Source organism: Nocardioides sp. B129/18, from assembly GCF_055282735.1.
This window is the reverse complement of the sequence record NZ_JBUZJI010000027.1, coordinates 23,320-44,942: the sequence shown is the minus strand read 5'-3', so window position 1 is coordinate 44,942 and position 21,623 is coordinate 23,320. Positions and strand designations below refer to the sequence as shown.

At 73.5% G+C, this 21,623-nt stretch carries 21 protein-coding genes; 12 read left to right on the top strand and 9 right to left on the bottom strand.

All coding sequences use genetic code 11. The annotated features are described in order from the left end of the window. Positions 1–83 precede the first annotated feature (83 nt). Positions 84–1,019, top strand: coding sequence for a type IV toxin-antitoxin system AbiEi family antitoxin domain-containing protein (locus tag ACZDWJ_RS16605; protein WP_463522720.1), 936 nt, complete (start codon positions 84–86; stop codon positions 1,017–1,019). Positions 1,020–1,104: 85 nt separating this feature from the next. Here ACZDWJ_RS16605 and ACZDWJ_RS16600 read toward each other — a convergent pair whose 3' ends face one another. Then, positions 1,105–1,980 carry an SDR family oxidoreductase gene (locus ACZDWJ_RS16600; RefSeq protein WP_463522704.1) on the bottom strand — a complete coding sequence of 292 codons (876 nt, stop codon included), beginning with the start codon at positions 1,978–1,980 and terminating at the stop codon, positions 1,105–1,107. Between the two features lie 2 nt (positions 1,981–1,982). Then, positions 1,983–2,768, bottom strand: coding sequence for an SDR family oxidoreductase (locus ACZDWJ_RS16595; protein WP_463522702.1), 786 nt, complete (start codon positions 2,766–2,768; stop codon positions 1,983–1,985). A 38-nt stretch (positions 2,769–2,806) separates the two neighbouring features. Between ACZDWJ_RS16595 and ACZDWJ_RS16590 the strand changes: the two genes are divergently transcribed. The 4 genes from ACZDWJ_RS16590 to ACZDWJ_RS16575 are packed head-to-tail and all read left to right on the top strand — an operon-like array spanning position 2,807 to position 6,319. Continuing rightward, entirely contained in the window at positions 2,807–3,562 is a 756-nt protein-coding gene (locus ACZDWJ_RS16590) for an enoyl-CoA hydratase family protein (protein ID WP_463522700.1), read from the top strand. A 5-nt stretch (positions 3,563–3,567) separates the two neighbouring features. Further along, positions 3,568–4,458, top strand: coding sequence for a CoA transferase subunit A (locus ACZDWJ_RS16585; RefSeq protein WP_463522698.1), 891 nt, complete (start codon positions 3,568–3,570; stop codon positions 4,456–4,458). Beyond that, the gene (locus ACZDWJ_RS16580) at positions 4,455–5,249 is read left to right on the top strand and encodes a CoA-transferase subunit beta (RefSeq protein ID WP_463522696.1); all 795 of its coding nucleotides are present in this window, start codon (positions 4,455–4,457) and stop codon (positions 5,247–5,249) included. The genes ACZDWJ_RS16585 and ACZDWJ_RS16580 overlap by 4 nt, the downstream gene beginning before the upstream one ends. Further along, positions 5,246–6,319: an NAD(P)H-dependent flavin oxidoreductase gene (locus ACZDWJ_RS16575; protein ID WP_463522694.1), complete on the top strand. Its 1,074-nt coding sequence runs from the start codon at positions 5,246–5,248 to the stop codon at positions 6,317–6,319. Before ACZDWJ_RS16580 ends, ACZDWJ_RS16575 begins: the two co-directional genes overlap by 4 nt. Before the next feature lie 116 nt (positions 6,320–6,435). Here ACZDWJ_RS16575 and ACZDWJ_RS16570 read toward each other — a convergent pair whose 3' ends face one another. Then, on the bottom strand, positions 6,436–8,529 hold the full coding sequence (locus tag ACZDWJ_RS16570; RefSeq protein ID WP_463522692.1) for a M4 family metallopeptidase: 2,094 nt from the start codon (positions 8,527–8,529) through the stop codon (positions 6,436–6,438). A 240-nt stretch (positions 8,530–8,769) separates the two neighbouring features. Between ACZDWJ_RS16570 and ACZDWJ_RS16565 the strand changes: the two genes are divergently transcribed. After that, complete coding sequence (locus ACZDWJ_RS16565) at positions 8,770–9,255, top strand: hypothetical protein (RefSeq protein WP_463522690.1); 486 nt, start codon at positions 8,770–8,772, stop codon at positions 9,253–9,255. Between the two features lie 46 nt (positions 9,256–9,301). Here the strand turns inward: ACZDWJ_RS16565 and ACZDWJ_RS16560 are convergent, their stop codons facing one another. The 4 genes from ACZDWJ_RS16560 to ACZDWJ_RS16545 are packed head-to-tail and all read right to left on the bottom strand — an operon-like array spanning position 9,302 to position 13,166. After that, complete coding sequence (locus ACZDWJ_RS16560; RefSeq protein ID WP_463522688.1) at positions 9,302–10,465, bottom strand: acetyl-CoA C-acetyltransferase; 1,164 nt, start codon at positions 10,463–10,465, stop codon at positions 9,302–9,304. Positions 10,466–10,501: 36 nt separating this feature from the next. Beyond that, the gene (locus ACZDWJ_RS16555) at positions 10,502–11,134 is read right to left on the bottom strand and encodes a TetR/AcrR family transcriptional regulator (protein ID WP_463522686.1); all 633 of its coding nucleotides are present in this window, start codon (positions 11,132–11,134) and stop codon (positions 10,502–10,504) included. A 15-nt stretch (positions 11,135–11,149) separates the two neighbouring features. Then, positions 11,150–11,956 carry an SDR family oxidoreductase gene (locus tag ACZDWJ_RS16550; protein WP_463522684.1) on the bottom strand — a complete coding sequence of 269 codons (807 nt, stop codon included), beginning with the start codon at positions 11,954–11,956 and terminating at the stop codon, positions 11,150–11,152. 10 nt (positions 11,957–11,966) lie between these two features. Continuing rightward, a complete protein-coding gene (locus ACZDWJ_RS16545) occupies positions 11,967–13,166 on the bottom strand; it encodes an acyl-CoA dehydrogenase family protein (RefSeq protein ID WP_463522682.1) in 1,200 nt (399 codons plus the stop codon). 42 nt (positions 13,167–13,208) lie between these two features. On the opposite strand from ACZDWJ_RS16545, the gene ACZDWJ_RS16540 reads away from it, so the two are divergent. From ACZDWJ_RS16540 to ACZDWJ_RS16515, 6 genes are all read left to right on the top strand, one after another. Beyond that, positions 13,209–14,735 carry a FadD3 family acyl-CoA ligase gene (locus ACZDWJ_RS16540; RefSeq protein WP_463522680.1) on the top strand — a complete coding sequence of 509 codons (1,527 nt, stop codon included), beginning with the start codon at positions 13,209–13,211 and terminating at the stop codon, positions 14,733–14,735. Between the two features lie 2 nt (positions 14,736–14,737). After that, positions 14,738–15,886, top strand: coding sequence for an acyl-CoA dehydrogenase family protein (locus ACZDWJ_RS16535; RefSeq protein ID WP_463522678.1), 1,149 nt, complete (start codon positions 14,738–14,740; stop codon positions 15,884–15,886). Beyond that, entirely contained in the window at positions 15,886–16,794 is a 909-nt protein-coding gene (locus tag ACZDWJ_RS16530) for an acyl-CoA dehydrogenase family protein (RefSeq protein ID WP_463522676.1), read from the top strand. Before ACZDWJ_RS16535 ends, ACZDWJ_RS16530 begins: the two co-directional genes overlap by 1 nt. After that, positions 16,794–17,786 (top strand): acyl-CoA dehydrogenase family protein, encoded by a 993-nt coding sequence (locus ACZDWJ_RS16525; protein WP_463522674.1) that lies wholly within the window; start codon positions 16,794–16,796, stop codon positions 17,784–17,786. Before ACZDWJ_RS16530 ends, ACZDWJ_RS16525 begins: the two co-directional genes overlap by 1 nt. A 352-nt stretch (positions 17,787–18,138) precedes the next feature. Further along, a complete protein-coding gene (locus ACZDWJ_RS16520; protein ID WP_463522672.1) occupies positions 18,139–18,948 on the top strand; it encodes a cutinase family protein in 810 nt (269 codons plus the stop codon). Positions 18,949–18,987: 39 nt separating this feature from the next. Beyond that, positions 18,988–19,836 (top strand): cutinase family protein, encoded by an 849-nt coding sequence (locus tag ACZDWJ_RS16515; protein WP_463522670.1) that lies wholly within the window; start codon positions 18,988–18,990, stop codon positions 19,834–19,836. Positions 19,837–19,871: 35 nt separating this feature from the next. Here ACZDWJ_RS16515 and ACZDWJ_RS16510 read toward each other — a convergent pair whose 3' ends face one another. Then, positions 19,872–20,891, bottom strand: coding sequence for a S66 family peptidase (locus ACZDWJ_RS16510; protein ID WP_463522668.1), 1,020 nt, complete (start codon positions 20,889–20,891; stop codon positions 19,872–19,874). Between the two features lie 64 nt (positions 20,892–20,955). Continuing rightward, positions 20,956–21,597: a flavin reductase family protein gene (locus ACZDWJ_RS16505; RefSeq protein ID WP_463522666.1), complete on the bottom strand. Its 642-nt coding sequence runs from the start codon at positions 21,595–21,597 to the stop codon at positions 20,956–20,958. Positions 21,598–21,623: the final 26 nt, after the last annotated feature.

The window sequence follows — 21,623 nt, the reverse complement described above, 5'->3', positions numbered from 1 at the left end:
CACAGGCCCTCGCCTGACGCGGTCGCTCACAGATGGCAGCCCGACACTCGATCAAGGCGCCTCCGCTCGCCAGGGTGGACGCCATGGTCGATCACCTCGCCGACGACATCGGCGTCATCCTCCGACGGGACGCCCTGCTCGATGGCGTCGACGATCACGAGCTCCGCCGTCTGGTGCGCTCCGGATTCCTGGTCAAGCTGCGTCACGGCGCCTACGCGCTGGGCGAGCCCTGGAACGACGGCACGGCGGCCGACAGGGTGCTGATGCTCGCACGGGCCGTGATGCGGCGTTGGGGGACGCGCGTCGTTCTCTCCCACGACAGCGCGTGCCTGCTCCAGGGAGGACCGACGCGCGGGATGGACACCAGCCAGGTCCACGTCACGGATCTCTTCCGCCGCGGGGATCGGCATCAAGCCCGCGTGGTGCACCACCGGGGCACGCTGCTCGTCGGAGATGTCACCCGGGCTGACGACCACTGGATCACGAGCCCCACGCGGACCGCCCTCGACACCGCGAGCCGTCACGCTCGCAGCACGGCCGTCGCGATCATGGACGACTTCGTCCACCGCGGACTGACGACCGTGGCCGAGCTCGAGGCCGGCTCTCAGCGGCGCGAGCCGTGGCCGGATCACGCCGCCCTGCGTCGCAGCGTCGACCTCGTGCGCACCGGTTCGGAGTCGGTCGGCGAGACGCTCCTGCGCCTCGCTCTTCACGATCTCGGGCTGCCGGAGCCGCTCCGTCAGCTCGAGGTCCACGACGGACGCGGACGGTTCGTGGGCCGCGTCGACCTCGCCATCCCCTCGATGCGCCTTCTGATCGAGTTCGACGGCATGGAGAAGTACCACCGATTCCGACGGCCCGGTGAGTCGATTGCCGACATGGTGATGCGGGAGAAGCATCGCGAGGACCAGCTACGGGAGGCGACGGGGTGGATGCTGATCCGCGTCACCTGGGCGGACCTCCGCGATCTGCCGGAGCTCGCGCGTCGCATTCGCGCGGCCGCGCGTCTGGCGGCGTGATCTGCGCACGAAACTGGCGCCTGCACGGTGAAACTTCAGCGTGCGAGCGCCAGTTTCATCGGTCAACCGATGAAACTGCTCGGCCTCACGCCCCGTACACCGGCTCCGGATCAACCGACTCGGCGAGCAGGCGGCGGAGGGCGGGGCCGACCTCGGGGGCGTCCCAGCGGCGGCCGAGGTCGTGGGAGGCGTCGTGGCGCCAGCCGGACTCGACGGTGAGGCGGGAGCCGTCGATCTCGAGGACGCGGCCGGTGACGTCGGCGGCCTCCTCGGAGGCCAGCCAGGCGACGATCGGGGAGTTGTCCTCGGGCAGGGCCATGGCGGAGGTGTCGAAGGCGCCCTCGGTCATGCGGGTCTTGGCGACGGGGGCGATGGCGTTGACGGTGACGCCGTAGCGGCCCATCTCGGCGGCGGCGACGAGGGTGAGGCCGGCGATGCCGGCCTTGGCGGCGGAGTACGTGCCCTGGCCGATGGAGCCCTGGAGGCCGGCGCCGGAGGAGGTGTTGATGACGCGGGCAGCACGCTGACGACCCTCCTTGGCCTCGGCGCGCCAGTACGCCCCGGCGTGGCGCAGGGGCGCGAAGTGGCCCTTGAGGTGCACCCGGACGACGGCGTCCCACTCCTCCTCGGAGGTGTTCACGAGCATCCGGTCGCGCACGAAGCCCGCGTTGTTGACCAGGATGTCGAGACCGCCGAAGACGTCGATGGCCTGCTGCACCATGGCGGCGGCCTGGGCGAAGTCGGCGACGTCGGCGCCGTTGGCGACGGCCCGGCCGCCGGCGGCCTCGATCTCGGCGACGACGGCGTCGGCGGGGCTCTCGCCGTCGCCCTCGCCGGCCAGGGTGACGCCGTAGTCGTTGACGACGACGGCGGCGCCGTGGCGGGCGAGCTCGAGGGCGTGGGCGCGGCCGATGCCGCGGCCGGCTCCGGTGACGATCGCGATGCGACCTTCCAGCAGCATGGTCAGCCTTCCTGGGATGACGCGGCCGCGTGCGCGCGGCCGATGTGGAGGAACACGGGGGGCTCGCCGCCGCCGTCGCAGGCGACGCGGGCGCCGGAGACGTAGGAGGCCAGCGGGCTGGCGAGGAAGGCCACGACGTGGCCGACCTCCTCGGGGCGGGCCATACGGCCGGCCGGGATGGTGGCCTCGACGGCGGCGACCTGGGCGTCGTCGCCGTAGTGGTCGTCGGTGTGCTCGGTGCGGCACAGCCCGACGTCGACGGCGTTGACCCGCACCCGCGGCCCCCACTCCATCGCCAGCGATCGGGTCAGGGAGTCGACGCCGGCCTTCGCGGCGGCGTACGCGGCGATGGTGGGCGCCGGACGGTGCGCGGAGATCGAGGAGATCATGACGATCGCGCCGCCCTCGGGCTGCTGCTGCATGACGGCGTTCGCCGCCTGCGCGCAGGCCAGCGGTGCGAGGAGGTTGAGGCCGACGATGCGCTCGTGGAAGCGCGACGAGGCGGTGGCGGCGTCGGTGGCCGGGGCTCCCCCGGCGTTGTTGACCAGCACGTCGAGGCGTCCGTGGTCGGCCACCACGGACGTCACCAGCGCGGCGACCGCCTCGGGGTCGCGGACGTCGCAGACCCGGTGGGTCGTGCCCGGCAGCGGGTCGTCGACGTCGCTGCGCCCGCAGGTGACGACGGTGGCGCCGGCGGCGACGAGCACCGCGGAGATGCCCCGGCCGATGCCGCGCTGGCCCCCGGTGACGAGGGCGACGCGACCGGCGAGGTCCAGGGCGAGCGACATGCTGACGACCATACCAAGCAAGTGTTAGGTTGGCATCTATGCCGATCACCTCCGAGCTCCGATCCGACGGCATCCGCGTCGTGACGATGGAGCATCCGCCGGTCAACGCCCTGCCGGTCCAGGGCTGGTACGACGTCGCGGCCGCCCTCGACGCCGCCACCGCGGATCCCGCCACCAAGGTCGTCGTGCTGCGCGCCGAGGGACGCGGCTTCAACGCCGGCGTCGACATCAAGGAGATGCAGCACACCAGCGGCTTCGAGGCGCTCCTCGGCGCCAACCGCGGCTGCTACGCCGCCTTCAAGGCCGTCTACGAGTGCGCGGTGCCGGTGATCTCGGCCGTCAACGGGTTCTGCGTCGGCGGCGGGGTCGGCCTGGTCGGCAACAGCGACGTCGTCATCGCCAGCGACGACGCCTACTTCGGCGTCCCGGAGGTCAACCAGGGCGCGCTCGGCGCGGCCACCCACATGGCCCGCCTGGTCCCCCAGCACATGATGCGCACCCTCTACTTCACCGCGCGCACCATCAAGGCCGTCGACCTCGTGCAGTTCGGCTCCGTGCTCGAGACCGTCCCCCGCGCCGAGCTCCTCGACGCCGCCCTCGCCGTCGCCGGCGAGATCGCCGCCAAGGACGGCCGGGTCATCCGCGCCGCGAAGGCCGCGCTCAACGGCATCGACCCGATCGACGTCAACAAGAGCTACCGCTTCGAGCAGGGCTTCACCTACGAGCTCAACCTCGCGGGCGTCGCCGACGAGCTGCGCGACGAGTTCGCCGGCACCACCAAGGCGAAGGGCTGATCGCGATGGGCGCCACGCCGCGCGACAAGCGCATGAGCATCGACGACGTCGTCGCCTCCCTCGAGGACGGCATGACGATCGGCATCGGCGGCTGGGGTCCGCGGCGCAAGCCGATGGCCCTCGTCCGCGCGATCCTCCGCTCGGACCTCACCGACCTCACCCTCGTCAGCTGGGGCGGCGCCGACGTCGGCCTGCTCACCCGCGCCGGGAAGGTCCGCCGGCTGGTCTACGCCTTCGTCAGCCTCGACTCGGTGCCGCTGGAGCCCAACTTCCAGCGCGCCCGCCAGCTCGGCACGATCCCGGAGGTCGTCGAGCTCGACGAGGGCATGTTCCAGACCGGGCTCAGGGCCGCGGCCGAGCGGCTGCCGTTCCTGCCGATGCGCGCGGGTCTGGGCTCCGACGTCCTGGTCAACAACCCCGACCTCCGCACGGTCACCAGCCCCTACGACGAGGGGTTCGGCCACGAGGAGCTCGTCGCGGTGCCGGCGCTGCGCCTCGACGTCGCGCTCGTGCACCTCAACCGCGCCGACAGGCACGGCAACGCCAGCTACCTCGGCCCCGACCCGTACTTCGACGACCTCTTCGCGATGGCCGCCGACCGCACCTACGTCAGCGTCGAGCAGGTCGTCGACACCGCCGGCCTCACCGTCGACACCCCGGTGCAGCGGCTGCTCCTGAGCCGGATGATGGTCACCGGCGTCGTCGAGACCCCGCACGGCGCGCACTTCACCACCTGCACGCCGGACTACGAGCGCGACGAGCGCTTCCAGCGCGCCTACGCCGCCGCGGCCGGCGGCACCGAGGAGGAGTGGGCGGCCTTCGAGCAGCGCTTCCTCGCCGGCGACGAGGACGCCTACCAGGCCGCCGTCCGGGCCTTCGCCGAGGAGCAGTCGTGAGCCAGCCAGTGAGCCAGTCCCCCACCCGCGCCGACGTCTGCGCCGCCGCGATCGCCGACGCCTTCGCCGACGACGGCGAGATCTTCGGCAGCCCGATGGGCCTCCTGCCGATGCTCGGCGTCCGCCTGGCCCGCCTCACCAGCAACCCCGACCTCGTCATCTCCGACGGCGAGTCGCTGCTGCTCGGCGGCACCCCGCCGCTGTTCGCCAAGGCCGACGTCGTCGAGGGCTGGATCCCGTTCCGCCGGGTCTTCGACGTCGTGGCCTACGGCAAGCGCCACGTGATGATGGGCGCCACCCAGATCGACCGCGACGGCAACCAGAACATCTCCGCCATCGGCCCGTTCGACCGACCCACGCGCCAGCTGCTCGGCTCGCGCGGCGCCCCGGGCAACACGGTCAACAACCGGACGTCGTACTGGGTGCCGCGCCACGGCCCGCGGGTCTTCGTCGAGCACGTCGACGTCGTCTCCGGCGTCGGGCCGCGTCGCGCCCGCGAGGCCGGCCCGGCCGCGGCCCGGTTCAACGACATCCACCGCATCGTCACCAACCTCGGCGTCCTCGACGTCCGCGGGCCCGACGACACGGTGCGGCTGATCTCGGTGCACCCCGGCGTCACGGTCGAGGAGGTCGTCGACGCCACCGGCTTCGAGCTCGCGATCGCCGACGACCTCATCACGACGCGCGAGCCCACCGAGACCGAGCAGATCCTCATCCGCGAGGTGCTTGACCCGAAGGGTCTGCGCTTCAAGGAGGTCCCAGAGCCTGCGTCCACCGAGGAGTCGCGATGATCGAGCAGCTGATCCGCACCCCGTTCACCGACCTCGTCGGCGTGCGCCACCCCGTGGTGCAGACCGGCATGGGCTGGGTCTCCGGGCCGCGCCTGGTGAGCGCGACCGCCCGCGCGGGCGGGCTGGGCATCCTGGCCAGCGCCACGATGACCTTCGCCGAGCTCGAGCAGGCCATCATCGAGGTCACGGGACGCATCCCCGAGGGCACGCCGTTCGGCGTCAACCTGCGCGCCGACGCCGGCGACGCCGCGGACCGCTGCCGGCTGCTGATCGACCACGGCGTCAAGGTCGCGTCGTTCGCGCTGGCGCCGAAGCCCGAGCTGATCGCCACGCTCAAGGAGCACGACATCGTCGTGATGCCCTCGATCGGCGCGGCCAAGCACGCCCGCAAGGTCGCCTCGTGGGGCGCCGACGCGGTGATGGTGCAGGGCGGCGAGGGCGGCGGCCACACCGGCCCGGTGCCCACCACGCTGCTGCTGCCCACGGTGCTCGACGCCGTCGACATCCCGGTGATCGCCGCCGGCGGCTTCTTCGACGGACGCGGCCTCGCCGCCGCCCTCTCCTACGGCGCCGCCGGCGTCGGCATGGGCACCCGCTTCCTGCTGACCTCGGACTCCGCGGTGCCCCAGGCCGTCAAGGAGCTCTACCTCGGCCACGACCTCACCGGCACCGTCGTCACCGCGAAGGTCGACGGCATGCCGCACCGGATGCTGCGCACCGACCTGGTCGCCGAGATCGAGGAGACCAGCACCCTGCGGCGTCTGGGCCCGACGATGCGGCGCACCCTGGAGTTCAAGCGCGACAGCGGCATGGGCTGGGGCCGCCTGCTCAGCGACGGTCGCGCCATGAAGCGCACCCAGGGCCGCACCCTCGGCCAGATGGCGCTGGCCGCGAACACCCCCACGATGCTCAAGGCCGGCCTGGTCGAGGGCGACACCTCGGCCGGCGTGCTGGCCAGCGGCCAGGTGGTCGGCGTCATCGACGACCTGCCCAGCTGCGAGGAGCTGCTCGACCGCGTCGTCACCCGGGCGGCCGCCGAGCTCTCCCGGGCTCGCACCTACGTGCTCTGACGCCGCTCTGACGCTGCTCTGACGCCGACGGCCCGCCCGCTCCCCCGAGGGAGCGGACGGGCCGTCGTGGTGGTGAGGCGGAGCGAGCCCAGGATCAGCCCAGGATCAGCCCAGGATCAGCTGAGCGTCAGCGCGGTGTCGTCGATGACGAAGCTCGTCTGGGCCGAGGCGTCCTCGGTGCCGGAGAACGAGACCGTGATCGTCTGGCCGGCCAGGCTGGAGACGTCGAAGGACTTGAGCGCGTACCCGGTGTTCGCGTTGAGGTTCGAGTAGGTCGCCAGCGTGGTCGAGCCCGCCTTGACGGTGAGCTTGTCGTACGCCGTGGCCGTGGTGGTCTCGGCGGTGTCGACGTGCAGGTAGAGGCTGAGCGTGGCCTTGCAGCCCGACGGGATCGTCACCGACTGGGTGACGGAGTCGGTGTGCGCCGAGCCGTAGCCGTTCAGCCACGCCTTGTAGCTGCCCGAGCGGGCGGCCTCGCCGGTGTCGGTGGTGATGACGCCGGTGCTGGCCGTCCAGGAGGTGGTGCCGGACTCGAAGCCCGGGTTGAGCAGCTTGTTGCCCGTGGCGGTGCAGGTGGCGGTGCCGCCACCGGTGCCGCCGCCCGTGCCGCCGCCGGCGGTGCAGGTCGGGTCGCCGGCCTGGGCCGGGACGCTGACGGCGTCCCAGGCGGCCTTCACGGCGTTGAACTCGGTGCACGAGGTCGGGTAGAGGTTCTTGGCCGCGGTGAGGGTCCAGGTGCGGTACTTCAGGTACGACGACGCAGAGGTCTTCTGCTGCATCGCGTTGTACATGATCGTCATGGCCTTCTGGATGCCGATGCCGGTGACCGAGGAGCCGTTGCAGGTCGGGCTGGTGGGCTGGCCGTTGGTGGGGCTGGTGCCCTCCGCGAGCAGGTAGAACCAGTGGTTGCCCGGGCCGGCGGCCGCGTGGACCTCCTGGGTCGGGGTGCTGCTGGAGTAGCAGTTGTCGTCGCCGGCCAGCGACGGGTCGTACATGTAGCGGATCGGGCCGGAGCCGACGAGGTTGACCTGCTCGCCGACGGTGAAGTCGGGCTTGTCGGTGGGGTTGTTGGCGAACCACTCGGTGGAGGCGCCGAAGGTGTCGGCGACGAACTCCTGGGTGTTGCCGCCGGAGATGCCACCGGGCGTGTGGTCGTCGACGCCGTGGCCGAACTCGTGGGCGACGACGTCGATCGAGCCGATCCACTTGCTGCCGGTCTGGGTGTGGCCGACCTGCACCTGGGTGCCGTCGTAGTAGGCGTTGACGTCGTTGAGGCCGACGCGGATCGGCACCCAGCCGCCGGCGCCGTCCATGCCGCTGCGGCCCAGCCAGGTGCTGAGCATCTGGCGCTCCTGCTCGGCGGCGTAGAAGGCGTCGACGCAGCCGGTCTCCTTCGAGGTCGCGACGCCGGTGCCCCAGCTGTCGGTGGACTTGGTGAGGGTGGTGTTGGTCGCGGCGTCCTGGCAGACCAGCGACGAGGCGTTGCTGTTCTTCATCGAGAACGACGAGCCGCTGCCCGAGGTCGGGATCGAGACGGTGCCGGCGTAGGCCGAGGAGCCGGTGCCCTCGGCGATGTGCTCCTGGGTGCGCAGGACCGTGCCGGTGAGGGCGTCGACGTCGACGGTCAGGCGGGAGGCCTCGCCGTCGCGGATGCCGCGGACGGTGGTCTCCCAGGCCAGGTGGCTGGTGCCGCGCTGGACGACGACGAGGCGGGTGGCGGAGTCGTAGCGACCCGAGCGCACCTGGCGCAGCGCGGTGCCGCGGGCGGTGCCGCGGGCGACCTTCGGGGTGACCGAGGCGAGGCTGACCGGGCGGGTCTGGGCGACGCTGGTGCCGAGCAGCGCGCCGTCGGCGTTCGTGGTGACGACGAAGTCGCCGCCGACGACCGGCAGGTGGCGGTAGGTGCGGTCGTAGGCGACGTAGGACAGGCCGTGGGAGGTCTGCGCGCTCCGCTCGACGAAGTCGTCGTGGGCCGAGGGCTTGAGCACCGACGAGCGGCGTGCGACCAGGCTGCGGGCGGTGTCACGGGCGCGACGCTGCGCCACGGCGGGGCTGACCTGACGACCGGCGTCGAGGCTGGTGGTGCGGGCGGTGCCGTGGTCGGAGGCACCCGGGGTTCCCGGGGCGGCGGCCTGGGCGGCGGTGAGGCTGGCGGTGGCCAGCGCGGGGGCGAGGGCGACGCCGAGGGCGCCCACGAGGAGTCGTTTCACGCGACACTCCTACTGACGAGGGATCCCTGCTGCGAGGGATCCGTGAGGGGACGTCGACCCGGGGTGCGGGCGCCGTGGCGGCGCCGGATCGGCGTGCTGAACCTCGCGCCACCGGACGATCTGCGTCAACGGAACGTTCCTGCGAGAAGATGCAGTGCGCAGACACGCAGCGACGTGCACGCCTGAGACGGCTCCCGCGAACGCCGGACGACACCGCTCCGGCTCCCCTACGCTCCCGACGTGAGCGAGACGATCACCGGACGCCGGACCCTCCTGGCGATGATCCCCCTCAACCTGCTGCTGCTGGCCTGGGCCTGGTTCGGCCGCGTCGTCTTCGGCGTCTTCGGCTGGTTCGCCCTGGTGCTGCTGCCGGTCGTGCTGGTCGTGGGCGTGGCGCTGCTGATCACCACGGTCCTCGCGCTCCTCAAGCGCGATCGCCCGCGGCGGCTCTCCCGGCCCGAGGTCTTCTGGCAGTGGATGGTGTGGCTGGGGCTCTTCGTCTTCGGACTGTTCCTGCCCGACTTCGGCGACACCGAGGAGAGCCACGTGTCGGTGCTGACCCGGGCCTTCGGGCCCTCCGACGCCCTGCTCGACGTGAGCTACGCCCTGGCCTTCGGCGCCGGCGCCCTGGTCGTCGTGGCGTGGTTCGGCCTCCTCATCAGCCTGGTCGTCGGGCCGCGCCGCCCCGGCCAGGTCTACTCCGCCGACGCTCCCCCGGTCGGCTGAGCAGCCCGGCCAGCCCGGCCAGCCCGGGCGAGAGGCAGCAGCGGGGTCAGAGCCGCTCGAGGATCGTCACGTTGGCCTGGCCGCCGCCCTCGCACATCGTCTGCAGCGCGTAGCGACCACCGGTGCGCTCGAGCTCGCCCAGCAGGGTCGTCATGATCCGGGTGCCGGTGGCGCCGATCGGGTGGCCCAGCGCGATGCCGCCGCCGTTGACGTTGACCTTCTGGTGCGGGATGTCGAGCTCCTTCATCCACGCCTGCACCACCGAGGCGAACGCCTCGTTGCACTCGAAGAGGTCGATGTCGTCGACCGAGAGCCCGGTGCGCTCGAGGGCGTGACGCGTGGCGCCGATCGGGCCGGTGAGCATCCAGACGGGGTCGTCGCCGCGCACCGAGAGGTGGTGCACCCGTGCCCGCGGCGTCAGGCCGTGCTCGGCGACGGCGCGCTCGGAGGCGACGAGGACGGCCGAGGCGCCGTCGCAGATCTGGGAGGCGACGGCCGCGGTGATGCGTCCGCCGGGCGCCAGCGGCTGCAGGCCGGCCATCTTCTCCAGCGTCGTCTCGCGTGGGCAGGAGTCGGTGTCGACGACCGTGCCGTCGGGCAGGGTGATCGGGGCGATCTCGCCGGCGAAGCGGCCCTCGGCGATCGCGGCGAGCGCGCGCTGGTGGGAGGCGAGCGCGAACTGCTCCATCTGCTCGCGGGTGACGTCCCACCGCTCGGCGATCATCTCCGCGGAGCTGAACTGGCTGACCTCGACGTCGCCGTAGCGCGCCTGCCAGCCCGGCGACTCCGCGAAGGGGGTGCTGAAGCCGTACTGCTGGCCGACGAGCATGGCCGCGGAGATCGGGATGGCCGACATGTTCTGCACCCCGCCGGCGACCACGAGGTCCTGGGTGCCGGACATGACGCCCTGGGCGGCGAAGTGCACGGCCTGCTGGGAGGAGCCGCACTGGCGGTCGATGGTCACGCCGGGCACGTGGTCGGGCAGGCCCGCCACGAGCCACGCGGTGCGGGCGACGTCGCCGGCCTGGGAGCCGATGGTGTCGCAGCAGCCGAGGATGACGTCGTCGACGGCGCCGGCGTCCAGGCCGGTGCGCTCGACGAGCGCGCTCAGCACGTGCGCGGCGAGGTCGGCGGAGTGGACGCCGGCCAGCGCGCCGCCGCGTCGGGTGACGGGGGTGCGGACGGCGTCGACGAGGTAGGCCTCGGGCATGGGGGGACTCGCTCTCGGGAGGGTGCGGGACGGGCGTCAGCCGGCGGCGATGCCGTCGAGCAGGATCGTGAGGTACTGGTCGGCGATCTCGGTGTGGGCGTGCTGGCCGCCTGGGCGGTACCAGCGCACCGCCACCCACACGGTGTCGCGGATGAAGCGGTAGGTGAGCGTGAGGTCGAGGTCGGCGCGCAGGACGCCGGTGCGCACGCCCTCCTCGAGCAGCGTCATCCACACCTGCCGCGACTGCGCGTTGCGCTCGGCGAGGTAGGCGAAGCGCTCGGAGGCGCCGAGGTGGGCGGCGTCGTTCTGGAAGATCGCCACGGCGTCGCCGTGCTCGTGGATGGCGTCGAAGGAGAGCCGGACGGCGCGCTCGAGCTTGGTGCGGGCGTCGTCTCCGCTGCCGAGGATGTCGTCGTAGGCGGCGAACAGGCCGTCCTGGAAGGTCCGCAGGATCTCGTCGACCATCGACTCCTTGGAGTCGAAGTGGTGGTAGAGGCTGCCCGACAGGATCCCGGCGGCGTCGGCGATGTCGCGGACGGTGGTGTTGGTGAAGCCCTTCTCGGCGAAGAGGCGGGCCGCCAGGCGCAGCAGCTCCTCGCGGCGCGAGGGGACGGCGTCGGAGGATGCGTCGGGGGCTGGGCCAGCAGCGGGGCGGGAGGCGGGCGTCATGGCAGGCATCCTCGCTCAGGCGTGCTGGCTGCTCACCGAGAGCACCTCGCCGGTGAGGTAGGAGGAGTAGGAGGAGGCCAGGAAGATCATCACGTTGGCGACCTCCCACGGCTCGGCGGCGCGGCCGAAGGCCTCGCGCTGGGTGAGCTCGTGGAGCAGCTCGTCGGAGGTGACCTTCGCCAGGAACGGGTGCATCGCCAGGCTCGGGCTCACGGCGTTGACGCGGATGCCGTGCGGGGCGAGGTCGAGGGCGGCGCAGCGGGTGAGCGCCATGACGCCGGCCTTGGCCGCGGCGTAATGGGCCTGGCCCTCCTGGGCGCGCCAGCCGATCACCGAGGCGTTGTTGACGATCACGCCGCGGGTGCCGGCGGCGACCATCCGCTGGCCGACGGCCCGCACGCAGCGGAAGGTGCCGGTGAGGGTGATGTCGAGGACGCGGCTCCACTGCTCGTCGGTCATCTCCAGCACCGACGCGGTGCCACCGAGGCCGGCGTTGTTGATCATCACCTCGACGCCGCCCACCTCGTCGGCGACGTCGAGCAGGTGCTGCACCTGCGCCTCGTCGGTGACGTCGCAGACCACCGAGCGCACCCGCTCGGAGCCGAACTCCGCACCCAGGGCCTCCTCGGCCTCGGCGAGGCGTCGCTCGTGGGTGTCGGAGAAGACGACCGCGCGAGCGCCCTCCTCGAGGGCGCGGCGCACCACCGACGCGCCGATGCCGGCGCCGGCGGCGGCGGTGACGACGACGGTGCGGTCGGCGAGCAGGCCGTGGCCGGGCACGTAGTCGGGGGTGGGCTGGACGGGGCGGGCGGTGGGGCTCATGGGGCTCAGGTCATCCTCGGGGCTCGCGGGGAAGGCCGAGCACGCGCTCGGCCAGGATGTTGCGCTGCACCTCGTCGCTGCCGCCGTAGATGGTGTCGGCGCGGGAGAACAGGAAGATGCGCTGCCAGGCGGACAGCTCGTAGGGGGCGGCGTCGGCGAGCAGACCGCCGGTGCCGACGACCTCCATCGCGAGCTCGCCGAGGCGTCGGTGCCAGTTCGCCCAGACCAGCTTGAAGATCGAGCCCGCGCCGCCGCCGGCGGCGGAGTCGTCGCCGCCGGTGACCAGCGAGAGCACGCGCAGCGCGTTGGCGCGCATCACCTCGAGCTCGACCTTCGACTGCGCGAGGCGGTCGCGCAGGACGAGGTCGTCCCAGGCGCCGTTGGCCTGCGCGAGGTCGATGACGGCGTCGAGCTCGCGGGCGAACCCGACGACCTGACCGAGGGTGGAGACGCCGCGCTCGAAGCCGAGCAGGCCCATCGCGACGCCCCAGCCCTGGCCGGGCTCGCCGACGATGAGGTCGGCGTCGGTGCGGGCGTCGGCGAGGAAGACCTCGTTGAACTCGGAGCCGCCGGTGAGCTGCTCGATGGGCCGCACCTCGACGCCGGGCTGGTCGATCGGCACGAGCAGGAACGAGAGGCCCTGGTGGCGCTGGGAGCCCGGCTCGGAGCGGGCGACGACGAAGAGCCACTGGGAGAAGTGGGCGTTGGAGGTCCAGACCTTCTGCCCGTCGAGCACCCACTGGGAGCCGTCCTCGGAGAGCCGGGCGCGGGTCTGCACGTTCGCGAGGTCGGAGCCGGCGCCGGGCTCGGAGTAGCCCTGCGCCCACAGCTCCTCGACGGCGAGGATCGGCGGGAGGAACCGCGCGCACTGCGCGGGGGTGCCGAAGGCCATGAGGGTGGGGCCCATGAGCTCCTCGCCGAGGTGGTTGACGCGGCCGGGCGCGTCGGCTCGGGCGTACTCCTCGTGGAAGATCACCTGCTGCCACAGGCTCAGGCCGCGGCCGCCGTGCTCGGTAGGCCAGCCGACGCACGTCCAGCCCTCGCGGGCCAGGTGTCGGTTCCAGGCCAGGCGCTCGGGCAGGGCCTCGTGGTCGCGGCCGGGGCCGCCGAGGCCCTTGAGCCCGCGGAACTCCCCGGCGAGGTGGTCCTCGAGGAAGGCGCGCACCTCGGCCCGGAAGGCCTCGTCGGCAGCGGAGTAGGTCAGGTCCACGGGTGCTACGCTACCAAGCAATTGTTTGGTTGGGCGAGTGAGGTGAGGAACCTGGAGACGATCCCCCGGGCCCTGCAGGCGGCGGCCGCCCGTCACGGCGACGCACCCGCCTACGTCGAGGGCGAGCGCACGGTGTCCTTCGCCGCGCTGCACCAGCACGTGCGCGCCGTCGCGGCCCGCTACCTCGCCCACGACCTGCCCGCCGGCTTCCGCGCGGTGGTGTGGGCGCCCAACAGCGTCGAGTGGGTGGTGGCCGCGCTGGCCGTCACCTATGCCGGCGGCACGCTGATTCCCGCCAACTCCCGCTACACCGCCCACGAGGTCGCCGAGCTCGTCGAGCGCACCGACGCCGCGATCGTCGTCGTGGCCGACGGCTTCCTCGGCCGCACCCAGGTCGCCGACCTGCGCGCCGCCTCCGACCTCACCGGCGTGCGGGAGGTCGTCGAGATCGCGGGCCTCCTCGACGCGGCACATCCAGCTGCCGACCTGCTGGCCCTGGCCGACGCGCGGGCCGAGGCGGTCTCCCCCGACGACGTCGCCGACATCCTCTTCACCTCCGGCACCACCGGACGCCCCAAGGGCGCCATGTCCGCGCACCGCCAGACCGTCGGCGTCGCCCGCGTGTGGGGCGAGCTCGGCGGGGTCACTGCGGAGGACCGCTACCTCGTCGTCAACCCGTTCTTCCACTCCTTCGGCTACAAGGTCGGCATCGTCACCGGCCTGCTCACCGGCGCCGCGCTCTATCCGCTGGCGACCTTCGACGTCGCACTGACCCTCGAGCTGATCGAGCGCGAGCGCATCACCGTGCTGCCCGGCGCGCCGACGATCTACCAGTCCCTGCTGGCCGCACCCGATCGCGAGACCCGCGACCTCTCCTCGCTGCGGCTGGCCGTCACCGGCGCCGCCGTCGTCCCGACGGTGCTCATCGAGCGAATGCGCGAGGCCGCACCGAGCGGGCTGGGCATCGCCCAGGTCGTCACCGCCTTCGGCATGACCGAGGCCGTCGTCGTGACGATGTGTCGCGAGGGCGATCCGGCCGAGCTCGTCGCCACCACCTGCGGCCGCGCGATCCCGGGCATGGAGGTCCGCATCGCCGACGACGGGGAGCTGCTCGTCCGCGGCGAGCACGTCATGCTCGGCTACCTCGACGATCCCGAGGCCACCGCCGCGGCCATCGACGCCGACGGCTGGCTGCACACCGGTGACGTCGGCGTGCTCGACGACGCCGGCAACCTGCGCATCACCGATCGACTCAAGGACATGTACATCTCCGGCGGCTTCAACGTCTATCCCGCCGAGGTCGAGCAGGCGCTGGCCCGGCTCGAGGGCGTCGCCGACGTCGCGGTCGTCGGGGTGCCCGACGAGCGGCTCGGCGAGGTGGGCGCGGCGTTCGTCGTCGCGGCCGATACCCCCGCCGGCCGCGCGCTGACGCCGGACGCCGTGCTCGCCTTCGCCCGCGAGCGGCTGGCCAACTTCAAGACCCCCCGTCGCGTCGAGCTCCTCGACGCCCTCCCCCGCAACCTGTCCGGCAAGGTCCTCAAGACCGAGCTGAGGAAGACCCCGAGGTAGAGATGGACCTGACCCTCAGCGCGTCCGAGCTGGCCTTCCAGGCCGAGGCCCGGGCCTGGCTGGCCGCCCACGTGCCGGCCGAGCCGCTCCCGTCGATGGACACCCCCGAGGGCTGGCGCCTGCACCAGGAGTGGGAGGCGACGCTGGCCGCCGACCGCTGGTCGGTCGTCTCCTGGCCGCGCGAGCTCGGCGGGCGCGAGGCGTCGCTGGTGGAGTGGGTGGTCTTCGAGGAGGAGTACTACCGCGCCGGAGCGCCGGGCCGCGTCTCCCAGAACGGCATCTTCCTGCTCGCGCCGATCCTCTTCGAGCACGGCACTCCCGAGCAGCAGCAGCGGTTCCTGCCCTCCATGGCCACCGGCGAGCGGATCTGGGCGCAGTGCTGGAGCGAGCCCGAGGCCGGCTCCGACCTCGCCTCCCTGCGCTCGACCGCGCGCCGTGACGACGAGCGCGGCGGATGGGTGCTCAACGGCCAGAAGACCTGGTCCTCGCGCGCCGCGATGGCCGACTGGGGGTTCGGGCTGTTCCGCAGCGACCCCGAGGCGCAGAGGCACCGCGGGCTCACCTACTTCCTCTTCCCGCTCGACGCCGCGGGCGTGACCGTGCGTCCGATCGCGCAGCTCGACGGCGAGGCCGGGTTCGCCGAGGTCTTCTTCGACGACGTCTTCGTGCCCGACGCCGACGTGCTCGGCGGCGTGGGCGAGGGCTGGAGCGTCGCGATGTCCACGGCCGGCAACGAGCGCGGCCTCTCGATGCGCTCCCCCGGACGCTTCTGCGCGGCCGCCGACCGGCTCGTCGACCTCTACCGACGCACCCCTGAGCCGCCGACCTCGGCGGGCGACGCCGTCGTCGACGCCTGGATCCGCGCGCAGGCCTACCGGCTCTACACCTGGGGCACGGTCACCCGCCTGGCCGACGGCGGCGACATCGGCGCCGCCGGCTCGGTGAACAAGGTCTGGTGGAGCGAGCTCGACGTCGCGCTCCACGAGACGGCGCTCGACCTGCTCGGCCCCGAGGCCGAGCTCGACTCGACGTGGCTCGACGGCTACGTCTTCTCCCTCTCGGGACCCATCTACGCGGGCACCAACGAGGTGCAGCGCAACATCGTCGCGGAGCGCATCCTGGGCCTGCCGCGCGAGGCGAGGGGCAGCTGATGCGTTTCGAGCACACCACCGACCAGCGCGACTTCGCGGCCTCCCTCGAGCGGCTGCTCGCCGGCGCCGACGCCGTCGGCGTCGCGCGCGCCTGGGCCGCCGGCGACCACGCCCCCGGCCTCGCGCTCGGGCACCGCCTGACCGAGCAGGGCCTCACCGCCCTGGCCACCGACGCCTCCCCCGTCGAGCTGGCGATCGCCTTCGAGGCGCTGGGCCGCCACGTCGTCCCGGGCCCGTGGATCGAGACCGCCGCCTACCTGCCGGTCGCGCTCGGCGCCGAGGTCGAGGGCCTGGCCACCGTGGCCGACGCACCGCTGGCGCCCTACGCCGTCGACGCCGCGGTGGCCGAGGCCGTCTACGTCGTGCGCGACGGCGTCCTGCACACCGCGACGCCCGGCGCCGCGCACGTCTCCATCGACCGCACCCGCACGCTGTCCGAGGTCGAGCCGGGCACGCCGGTCGAGCACGGCGATCTGGACGCCGCGCGTCGCCTGGCGGTCCTGGCCGCGAGCGCGGAGCTGCTCGGCGCCGGCGAGCGGGTGCTCGCCGACACCGTCGCCTACGTCAAGCAGCGGCGGCAGTTCGGCCGCGAGATCGGCGGCTACCAGGCCGTCAAGCACGCCCTGGCCGACGTCCGCATCGCCCTCGACTTCGCCCGTCCCCTCCTCGACGGCGCCGCGCTCTCGCCGGGCGAGCGCGAGGTGGCCGCCGCGAAGGTCGCCTGCTCCGAGGCCGCCTACCGTGCCTCGCGCACGGGCCTGCAGCTGCACGGCGCCATCGGGTACACCGCCGAGTTCGACCTCAGCCTGTGGCTGACGCGGATCCGCGCGCTGGTCGGCGCCTGGGGCGGGCCGGCCCACCACCGGGCCGTGCTGCTGGCCTCGCTGGTGAAGGACGGAGCGGCCTGATGGACTTCGCCCTCGCCGAGGAGCAGACCGAGCTGCTGGCCACCGTCCGCGCAGTGCTCGCCAAGCGCTCGGACCCGACCGCTGTCCGAGCAGCGCTGACCCAGCCACTCGGGCACGATCCGGGCCTCTGGACGACGCTGTGCGAGCAGGTGGGCGTCGCGGCGCTGAACGTGCCCGAGGAGCACGACGGAGCGGGCGCCTCGCTGCTGGAGTCGCTGCTGGTGCTCGAGGAGCTCGGCCGGGCGCTGGCCCCGACGCCGCTGCTCTCGAGCATCCTCGTCACCGAGGCCCTCCTCGCCGGCGGCACCGCCGACGCCCGGGCCGAGCTCCTGCCGCGGCTGGCCGCCGGCGAGACCGCGGCGTTCGTCGATCTCGACTCGCCCACCGGGGTGGTCGACGCCGACCGCGCGTCGATCCTGCTGATCGCCGACGGCGACCGGCTCGGCGTCCTGGACGCCTCGGACGCCGAGATCGCCTGGACGCCGACGATGGACACCACGCTGCGTCTGGGCACCGTGCGTCCCACGGGTGTGCCTCGACCGGTCGGCGACGCCGTCGCCGCCCGCGAGCGGGTGGCGCTGGTCGGCGCGGCCGCGGTGGCGGCGCTCGCGGTCGGCTGCGCGGCGCGCGGCCTGGAGATGACCGTCGAGCACAGCCGCACCCGCGTGCAGTTCGGTCGCCCGATCGGCTCCTTCCAGGCGCTCAAGCACCGGATGGCCGACATGCTGGTGCGCGTCGAGATGGCCCGCTCGGCCTCCTGGGCGGCGTCCTTCGCGCTCGCCACCGACCAGCCCGGAGCCGCCGACGCCGTCCACGTGGCGGCGTCGTACGCCGTCGAGGCCGCCGCGCACGTGGCCGCCGAGACCGTGCAGCTGCACGGCGGCATCGCGATCACCTGGGAGCACGACGCGCAGCTGGTCTTCAAGCGCGCCCACGCCCTCGGCCAGCTCTTCGGCACCCCGCGCGAGCACCGCGCGGTGCTCGTCGGCTGAGGTCGTCCGCTGCTCCCAGGCGACGTGGGACAGGTCACAGGCCGAGCACCCCGAGAGCACAGGTGCCCGACGAGAGGGCTCCCTAGGATCGGGGTCATGGACACCTTCGAGCCCGCCCCCCAGCTGGAGTCCGACGCCGTCGAGGAGCTCGAGCAGCTCACCGGCGAGATGGTCGCCAACCCCCGCCGCACCCGCATCTGACTCCCCTCCCCACCCCCGCATCACCCCCGCATCACCCCCGCATCACACCGGCCCTCCAGCGCAGCAGGTCTGGACCTGGAGGCGGGCCAGCCGCCCCGCCCTAGGCTCGCCCGACTCCCCTCCCCGCCCTCCCCCGCTCCGAGGACCCCCTGTGCTGCTGCGCCGCATCCTCGCGCCCGCTCTCCTGATCGGCTGCGCGCTCCCGCTCCTGTCCGTCCCCACCCAGGCCGCGCCGTCCGAGGTCGCGTCCTCCTCCTGCTACGACGTCGTGCTCTACGGCATCCGCGGCTCCGGCCAGGCCGTGACGGCCTCCGAGGGCCGACCGGTCGGCTTCGGCTGGCAGGCCGGCACCCACGCCGTCGCCGCCGCCGACCGGCTGCGCAGCTCCTCCACCGGAGCGCGGACCGTCGGGTACGAGTACGACGCCTACCCCGCCGCGCCGGTCACCCCGAACGCGCTCGGCACGGCGACCGCCGAGGCCACGATCGACTCCTCCGCGCGGGCCGGCGTCGCCCAGGCGCTCCAGGACCTCCAGTCGACGGCCGACCGCTGCCCGCGCACCCGGGTCGTCGTCATCGGCTACAGCCAGGGCGGCCTGGTGGCCGACCTGCTGGCGCGGGCGCTGGCCGACCCGGCCAACGCGAAGGCCGCCAGGCCGTTGGCGGGCATCGTGACCCTCGCCAGCGCCGGACGTCACGCGACGGACCCGGGCGCGACCCCGCTGCTCCTCGCCGGCGCGGCGAGGTGGGACGGGATGATGGGCTCGCACGTGCCCGGCCACACCACCGGGCCGGCGGCCCGCCGCGTCCTCGCGGTGTGCAACAGCAAGGACAAGGCCTGCAACCAGGAGCCCGGCACCAAGCTCTACCTCACCGAGGAGCACACCACGCCGTACGTGGCCTCGAGCGTCGTGGCCTCGACGAGCAGCTGGATCCACCAGATGATCACCGGTCGCCCCTGAGGGATGCGGCGAGGGCGCTGAGCCTGCCAGGATGCGTGGATGCGTCTCTCGGCCCACCGTCCCACCCGTCCCTCGCTGCGCCGCGGTGCCGTCCTCGCCCGGCTGCTCGGACTGCTCGGGCTGCTCGCCCCGATGACGGCGAGCCTCGCCGCGCCGGCGTCGGCGGCCTCGACCGACCCCGCGCCGGCGTGCACCGACGTCGTGCTCTACGGCATCCGCGGCTCCGGGCAGACCGTCGGCTCCAGCTCGCCGGCCGGCTTCGGGCCGCAGGCCGCGGCCCACGCCCTGCTCGCCGCCACGGCGCTGCGCTCGGGCGCGCAGGGCCCGGCCCGCACGGTCTCCTTCCAGTACGACGACTACCCGGCGGCGCCGATCGCGCCGCCGCTGCTGGGCTCGTTCGCGATCGACCTGCTGGTCTCCTCGGCCCAGAACGGCGCCCAGCGCGCGGTGGCCGACCTCGCCGGCATCGTCGCGGCCTGCCCGTCCACGAAGATCGTCGTGATCGGCTACAGCCAGGGCGGCATGGTCGCCGACTACCTCGTGCGGCTCCTCGGCCCCGCGGCCTCGACGCCCACCGCGCGTGCCATCGTCGGCGTGGTGACGCTGGCCAGCCTGACGCGCCACGCGAACGACCCGGCCGTCGTCGACGCCGTGTTCCGCGGCCAGGCGCCCTGGGACGGCTGGCTCGCGCCGCGCCTCCCCTCGCTCGCGCCCGCCGCGGCCGCGGGCCGGGTGCTCAGCGTGTGCAACGCGCTCGACAAGGCCTGCGACCAGCAGCCCGGCACGCCCATGACGCTCACCACCGAGCACTCCGACGCCTACTACGACCCCGCGGTGCTCGCCGGCACCGCCGCGTGGATCGGACGTCAGGTGGCCCGCGCCGGCTGACCGCCGGCGACGGGGCGGCGCGGTGATGCGCCGGCTCAGGCCAGGGTCTGGGTGATCTCGCGACGCTCGCCGTCGACGACCACCCGCGCCAGCGCGCCGTTGACCAGCGGCAGGTGCGGCGGGACGTGACCGATCTCGAGGTCGAGGACGATCGGCAGGTCCAGCCGGCCGAGGGCGTCGAGCACGGCCTCGTGCTGGGTGAGCGTCGGGCCGTCGGGGGCGCTGGTGCGGCCGACCAGCACCGCCCGCGCGTGCTCGAACCAGCCGGCCAGGCGCAGGCCGTGCAGGTTGCGGCAGATGGTGGGGGCGGCGTCCTCGGCCGCCTCGACGTAGACGATCAGGCCGTCGTCGGCGTGCGCGCGACCGAAGGCGGCGACGTCGCCGTAGGGCGTGCCGGCGAGGTTGGCCAGGGTCTCGATGCAGCCGCCGATCAGGCGGCCGGTGACGTCGAGGGTGTGCGCGCCGTGCAGCGTCCAGGAGCCGCGTCCGACCTCGGGCCACACGGTGGCGCGGGTGTCCTGCTCGAAGCGCACCCAGGTGGCGATCAGGCCGGAGTCGCGCTGCAGGTGCGGACCGGTGCCGGCGGCGATCTCGCGCCACGACAGCAGGCCGTCGGGCACGGCGTAGGGCGTGTCGGCCAGGTTGTCGCCGTGCAGGGTCGCCCAGCCCAGGCGGGTCGTGAGGGGCAGCAGCACCGTGGAGAGGTCGGAGTAGCCCACCAGCCAGGTGGGCTCCGCGGCGGCGAGGGCGTCCCAGTCGAGCAGGTCGAGGAGGTCGATCGCCGTCTCGCCGCCCCACGGCGGCACGACCGCGCGGATCGCGGGGTCGCACAGCATCGCGGTGAGCTCGTCGGCGCGCTGCTGCGCGGGGCCGGAGGTGATGCCGGTGCCGTCCATCATCGTGCCGACGACGACGTCGAACCCCTCGGCGCGCAGCCCCTCGACGGCGACGTCGATGCGCTCGCGGGCCGCGCCGGAGGCTCCCGCCGACGGCGCGGTGACGCCGATGCGGTCGCCGGGACGCAGGGGCGCGGGGTAGCGGATCCGAGGGCTCACGCGCCCGACCCTCCCACGCGGCCTCGCGCCGTCGCCACCGGGTTCGGCCCCGGCTCGGCCGACCTCAGCGGGTCGTGCGGTACTGGCCCTGGAAGAAGAGCAGCGGGTCGGCGGACTCGCCGCTCTCCCCGTCACCGACCTCGAGCGCGACGACGCGTCCGATGACGACCCAGTGGTCGCCGGCCTCGTGGACGGCGTGGATCGTGCAGTCGACGTGGGCCAGCGAGCCCTCGATCACCGGCGAGCCGGTGCCGGCGGCGGGGTGCCAGGCGATGCCGGCGTACTTGTCGGCGCCGCGGCTGGCCATCTGGTTCGAGACGTCGGCCTGGTCGGCGGCGAGGAAGTTGACGCAGAACGTGCCCGAGCGCTGGATCGCCGGCCAGGCCCGCGAGGTCTTCGCCGGGATGAAGAGCACCAGGGGCGGCTCGAGGGAGACGCTGGAGAACGACTGGCACGTCAGCCCCACGGGCTCGCCGTTGCTGATCGCGGTGACCACCGTGACGCCGGAGGCGAAGCGGCCCAGGACGTCGCGGAACCGGCGCGCCGAGGCGACGGCGTCGGGGTCGGTGGCGTCGACGACGACGTCCTCGCCCGGGTGCAGCTGGAAGTCGTAGGCCAGCCAGGAGTCGATGAGCTCGGGGCTGGGCCAGGTCTGCGCCGCGTCGGGACGCATGCCCTCGGGCACGGGGCTCGACGGGGAGGACATGGTGCCCACGGTAGCGGCGACGACGC

Bases quoted from the DNA above. Each gene is read 5' to 3' on its own strand.
- ACZDWJ_RS16605 (WP_463522720.1), top strand. From the start codon at position 84: ATGGTCGATCACCTCGCCGACGACATCGGCGTCATCCTCCGACGGGAC.
- ACZDWJ_RS16600 (WP_463522704.1), bottom strand. From the start codon at position 1,980: ATGCTGCTGGAAGGTCGCATCGCGATCGTCACCGGAGCCGGCCGCGGC.
- ACZDWJ_RS16595 (WP_463522702.1), bottom strand. From the start codon at position 2,768: ATGTCGCTCGCCCTGGACCTCGCCGGTCGCGTCGCCCTCGTCACCGGG.
- ACZDWJ_RS16590 (WP_463522700.1), top strand. From the start codon at position 2,807: ATGCCGATCACCTCCGAGCTCCGATCCGACGGCATCCGCGTCGTGACG.
- ACZDWJ_RS16585 (WP_463522698.1), top strand. From the start codon at position 3,568: ATGGGCGCCACGCCGCGCGACAAGCGCATGAGCATCGACGACGTCGTC.
- ACZDWJ_RS16575 (WP_463522694.1), top strand. From the start codon at position 5,246: ATGATCGAGCAGCTGATCCGCACCCCGTTCACCGACCTCGTCGGCGTG.
- ACZDWJ_RS16560 (WP_463522688.1), bottom strand. From the start codon at position 10,465: ATGCCCGAGGCCTACCTCGTCGACGCCGTCCGCACCCCCGTCACCCGA.
- ACZDWJ_RS16555 (WP_463522686.1), bottom strand. From the start codon at position 11,134: ATGACGCCCGCCTCCCGCCCCGCTGCTGGCCCAGCCCCCGACGCATCC.
- ACZDWJ_RS16550 (WP_463522684.1), bottom strand. From the start codon at position 11,956: ATGAGCCCCACCGCCCGCCCCGTCCAGCCCACCCCCGACTACGTGCCC.
- ACZDWJ_RS16535 (WP_463522678.1), top strand. From the start codon at position 14,738: ATGGACCTGACCCTCAGCGCGTCCGAGCTGGCCTTCCAGGCCGAGGCC.
- ACZDWJ_RS16530 (WP_463522676.1), top strand. From the start codon at position 15,886: ATGCGTTTCGAGCACACCACCGACCAGCGCGACTTCGCGGCCTCCCTC.
- ACZDWJ_RS16525 (WP_463522674.1), top strand. From the start codon at position 16,794: ATGGACTTCGCCCTCGCCGAGGAGCAGACCGAGCTGCTGGCCACCGTC.
- ACZDWJ_RS16515 (WP_463522670.1), top strand. From the start codon at position 18,988: ATGCGTCTCTCGGCCCACCGTCCCACCCGTCCCTCGCTGCGCCGCGGT.
- ACZDWJ_RS16505 (WP_463522666.1), bottom strand. From the start codon at position 21,597: ATGTCCTCCCCGTCGAGCCCCGTGCCCGAGGGCATGCGTCCCGACGCG.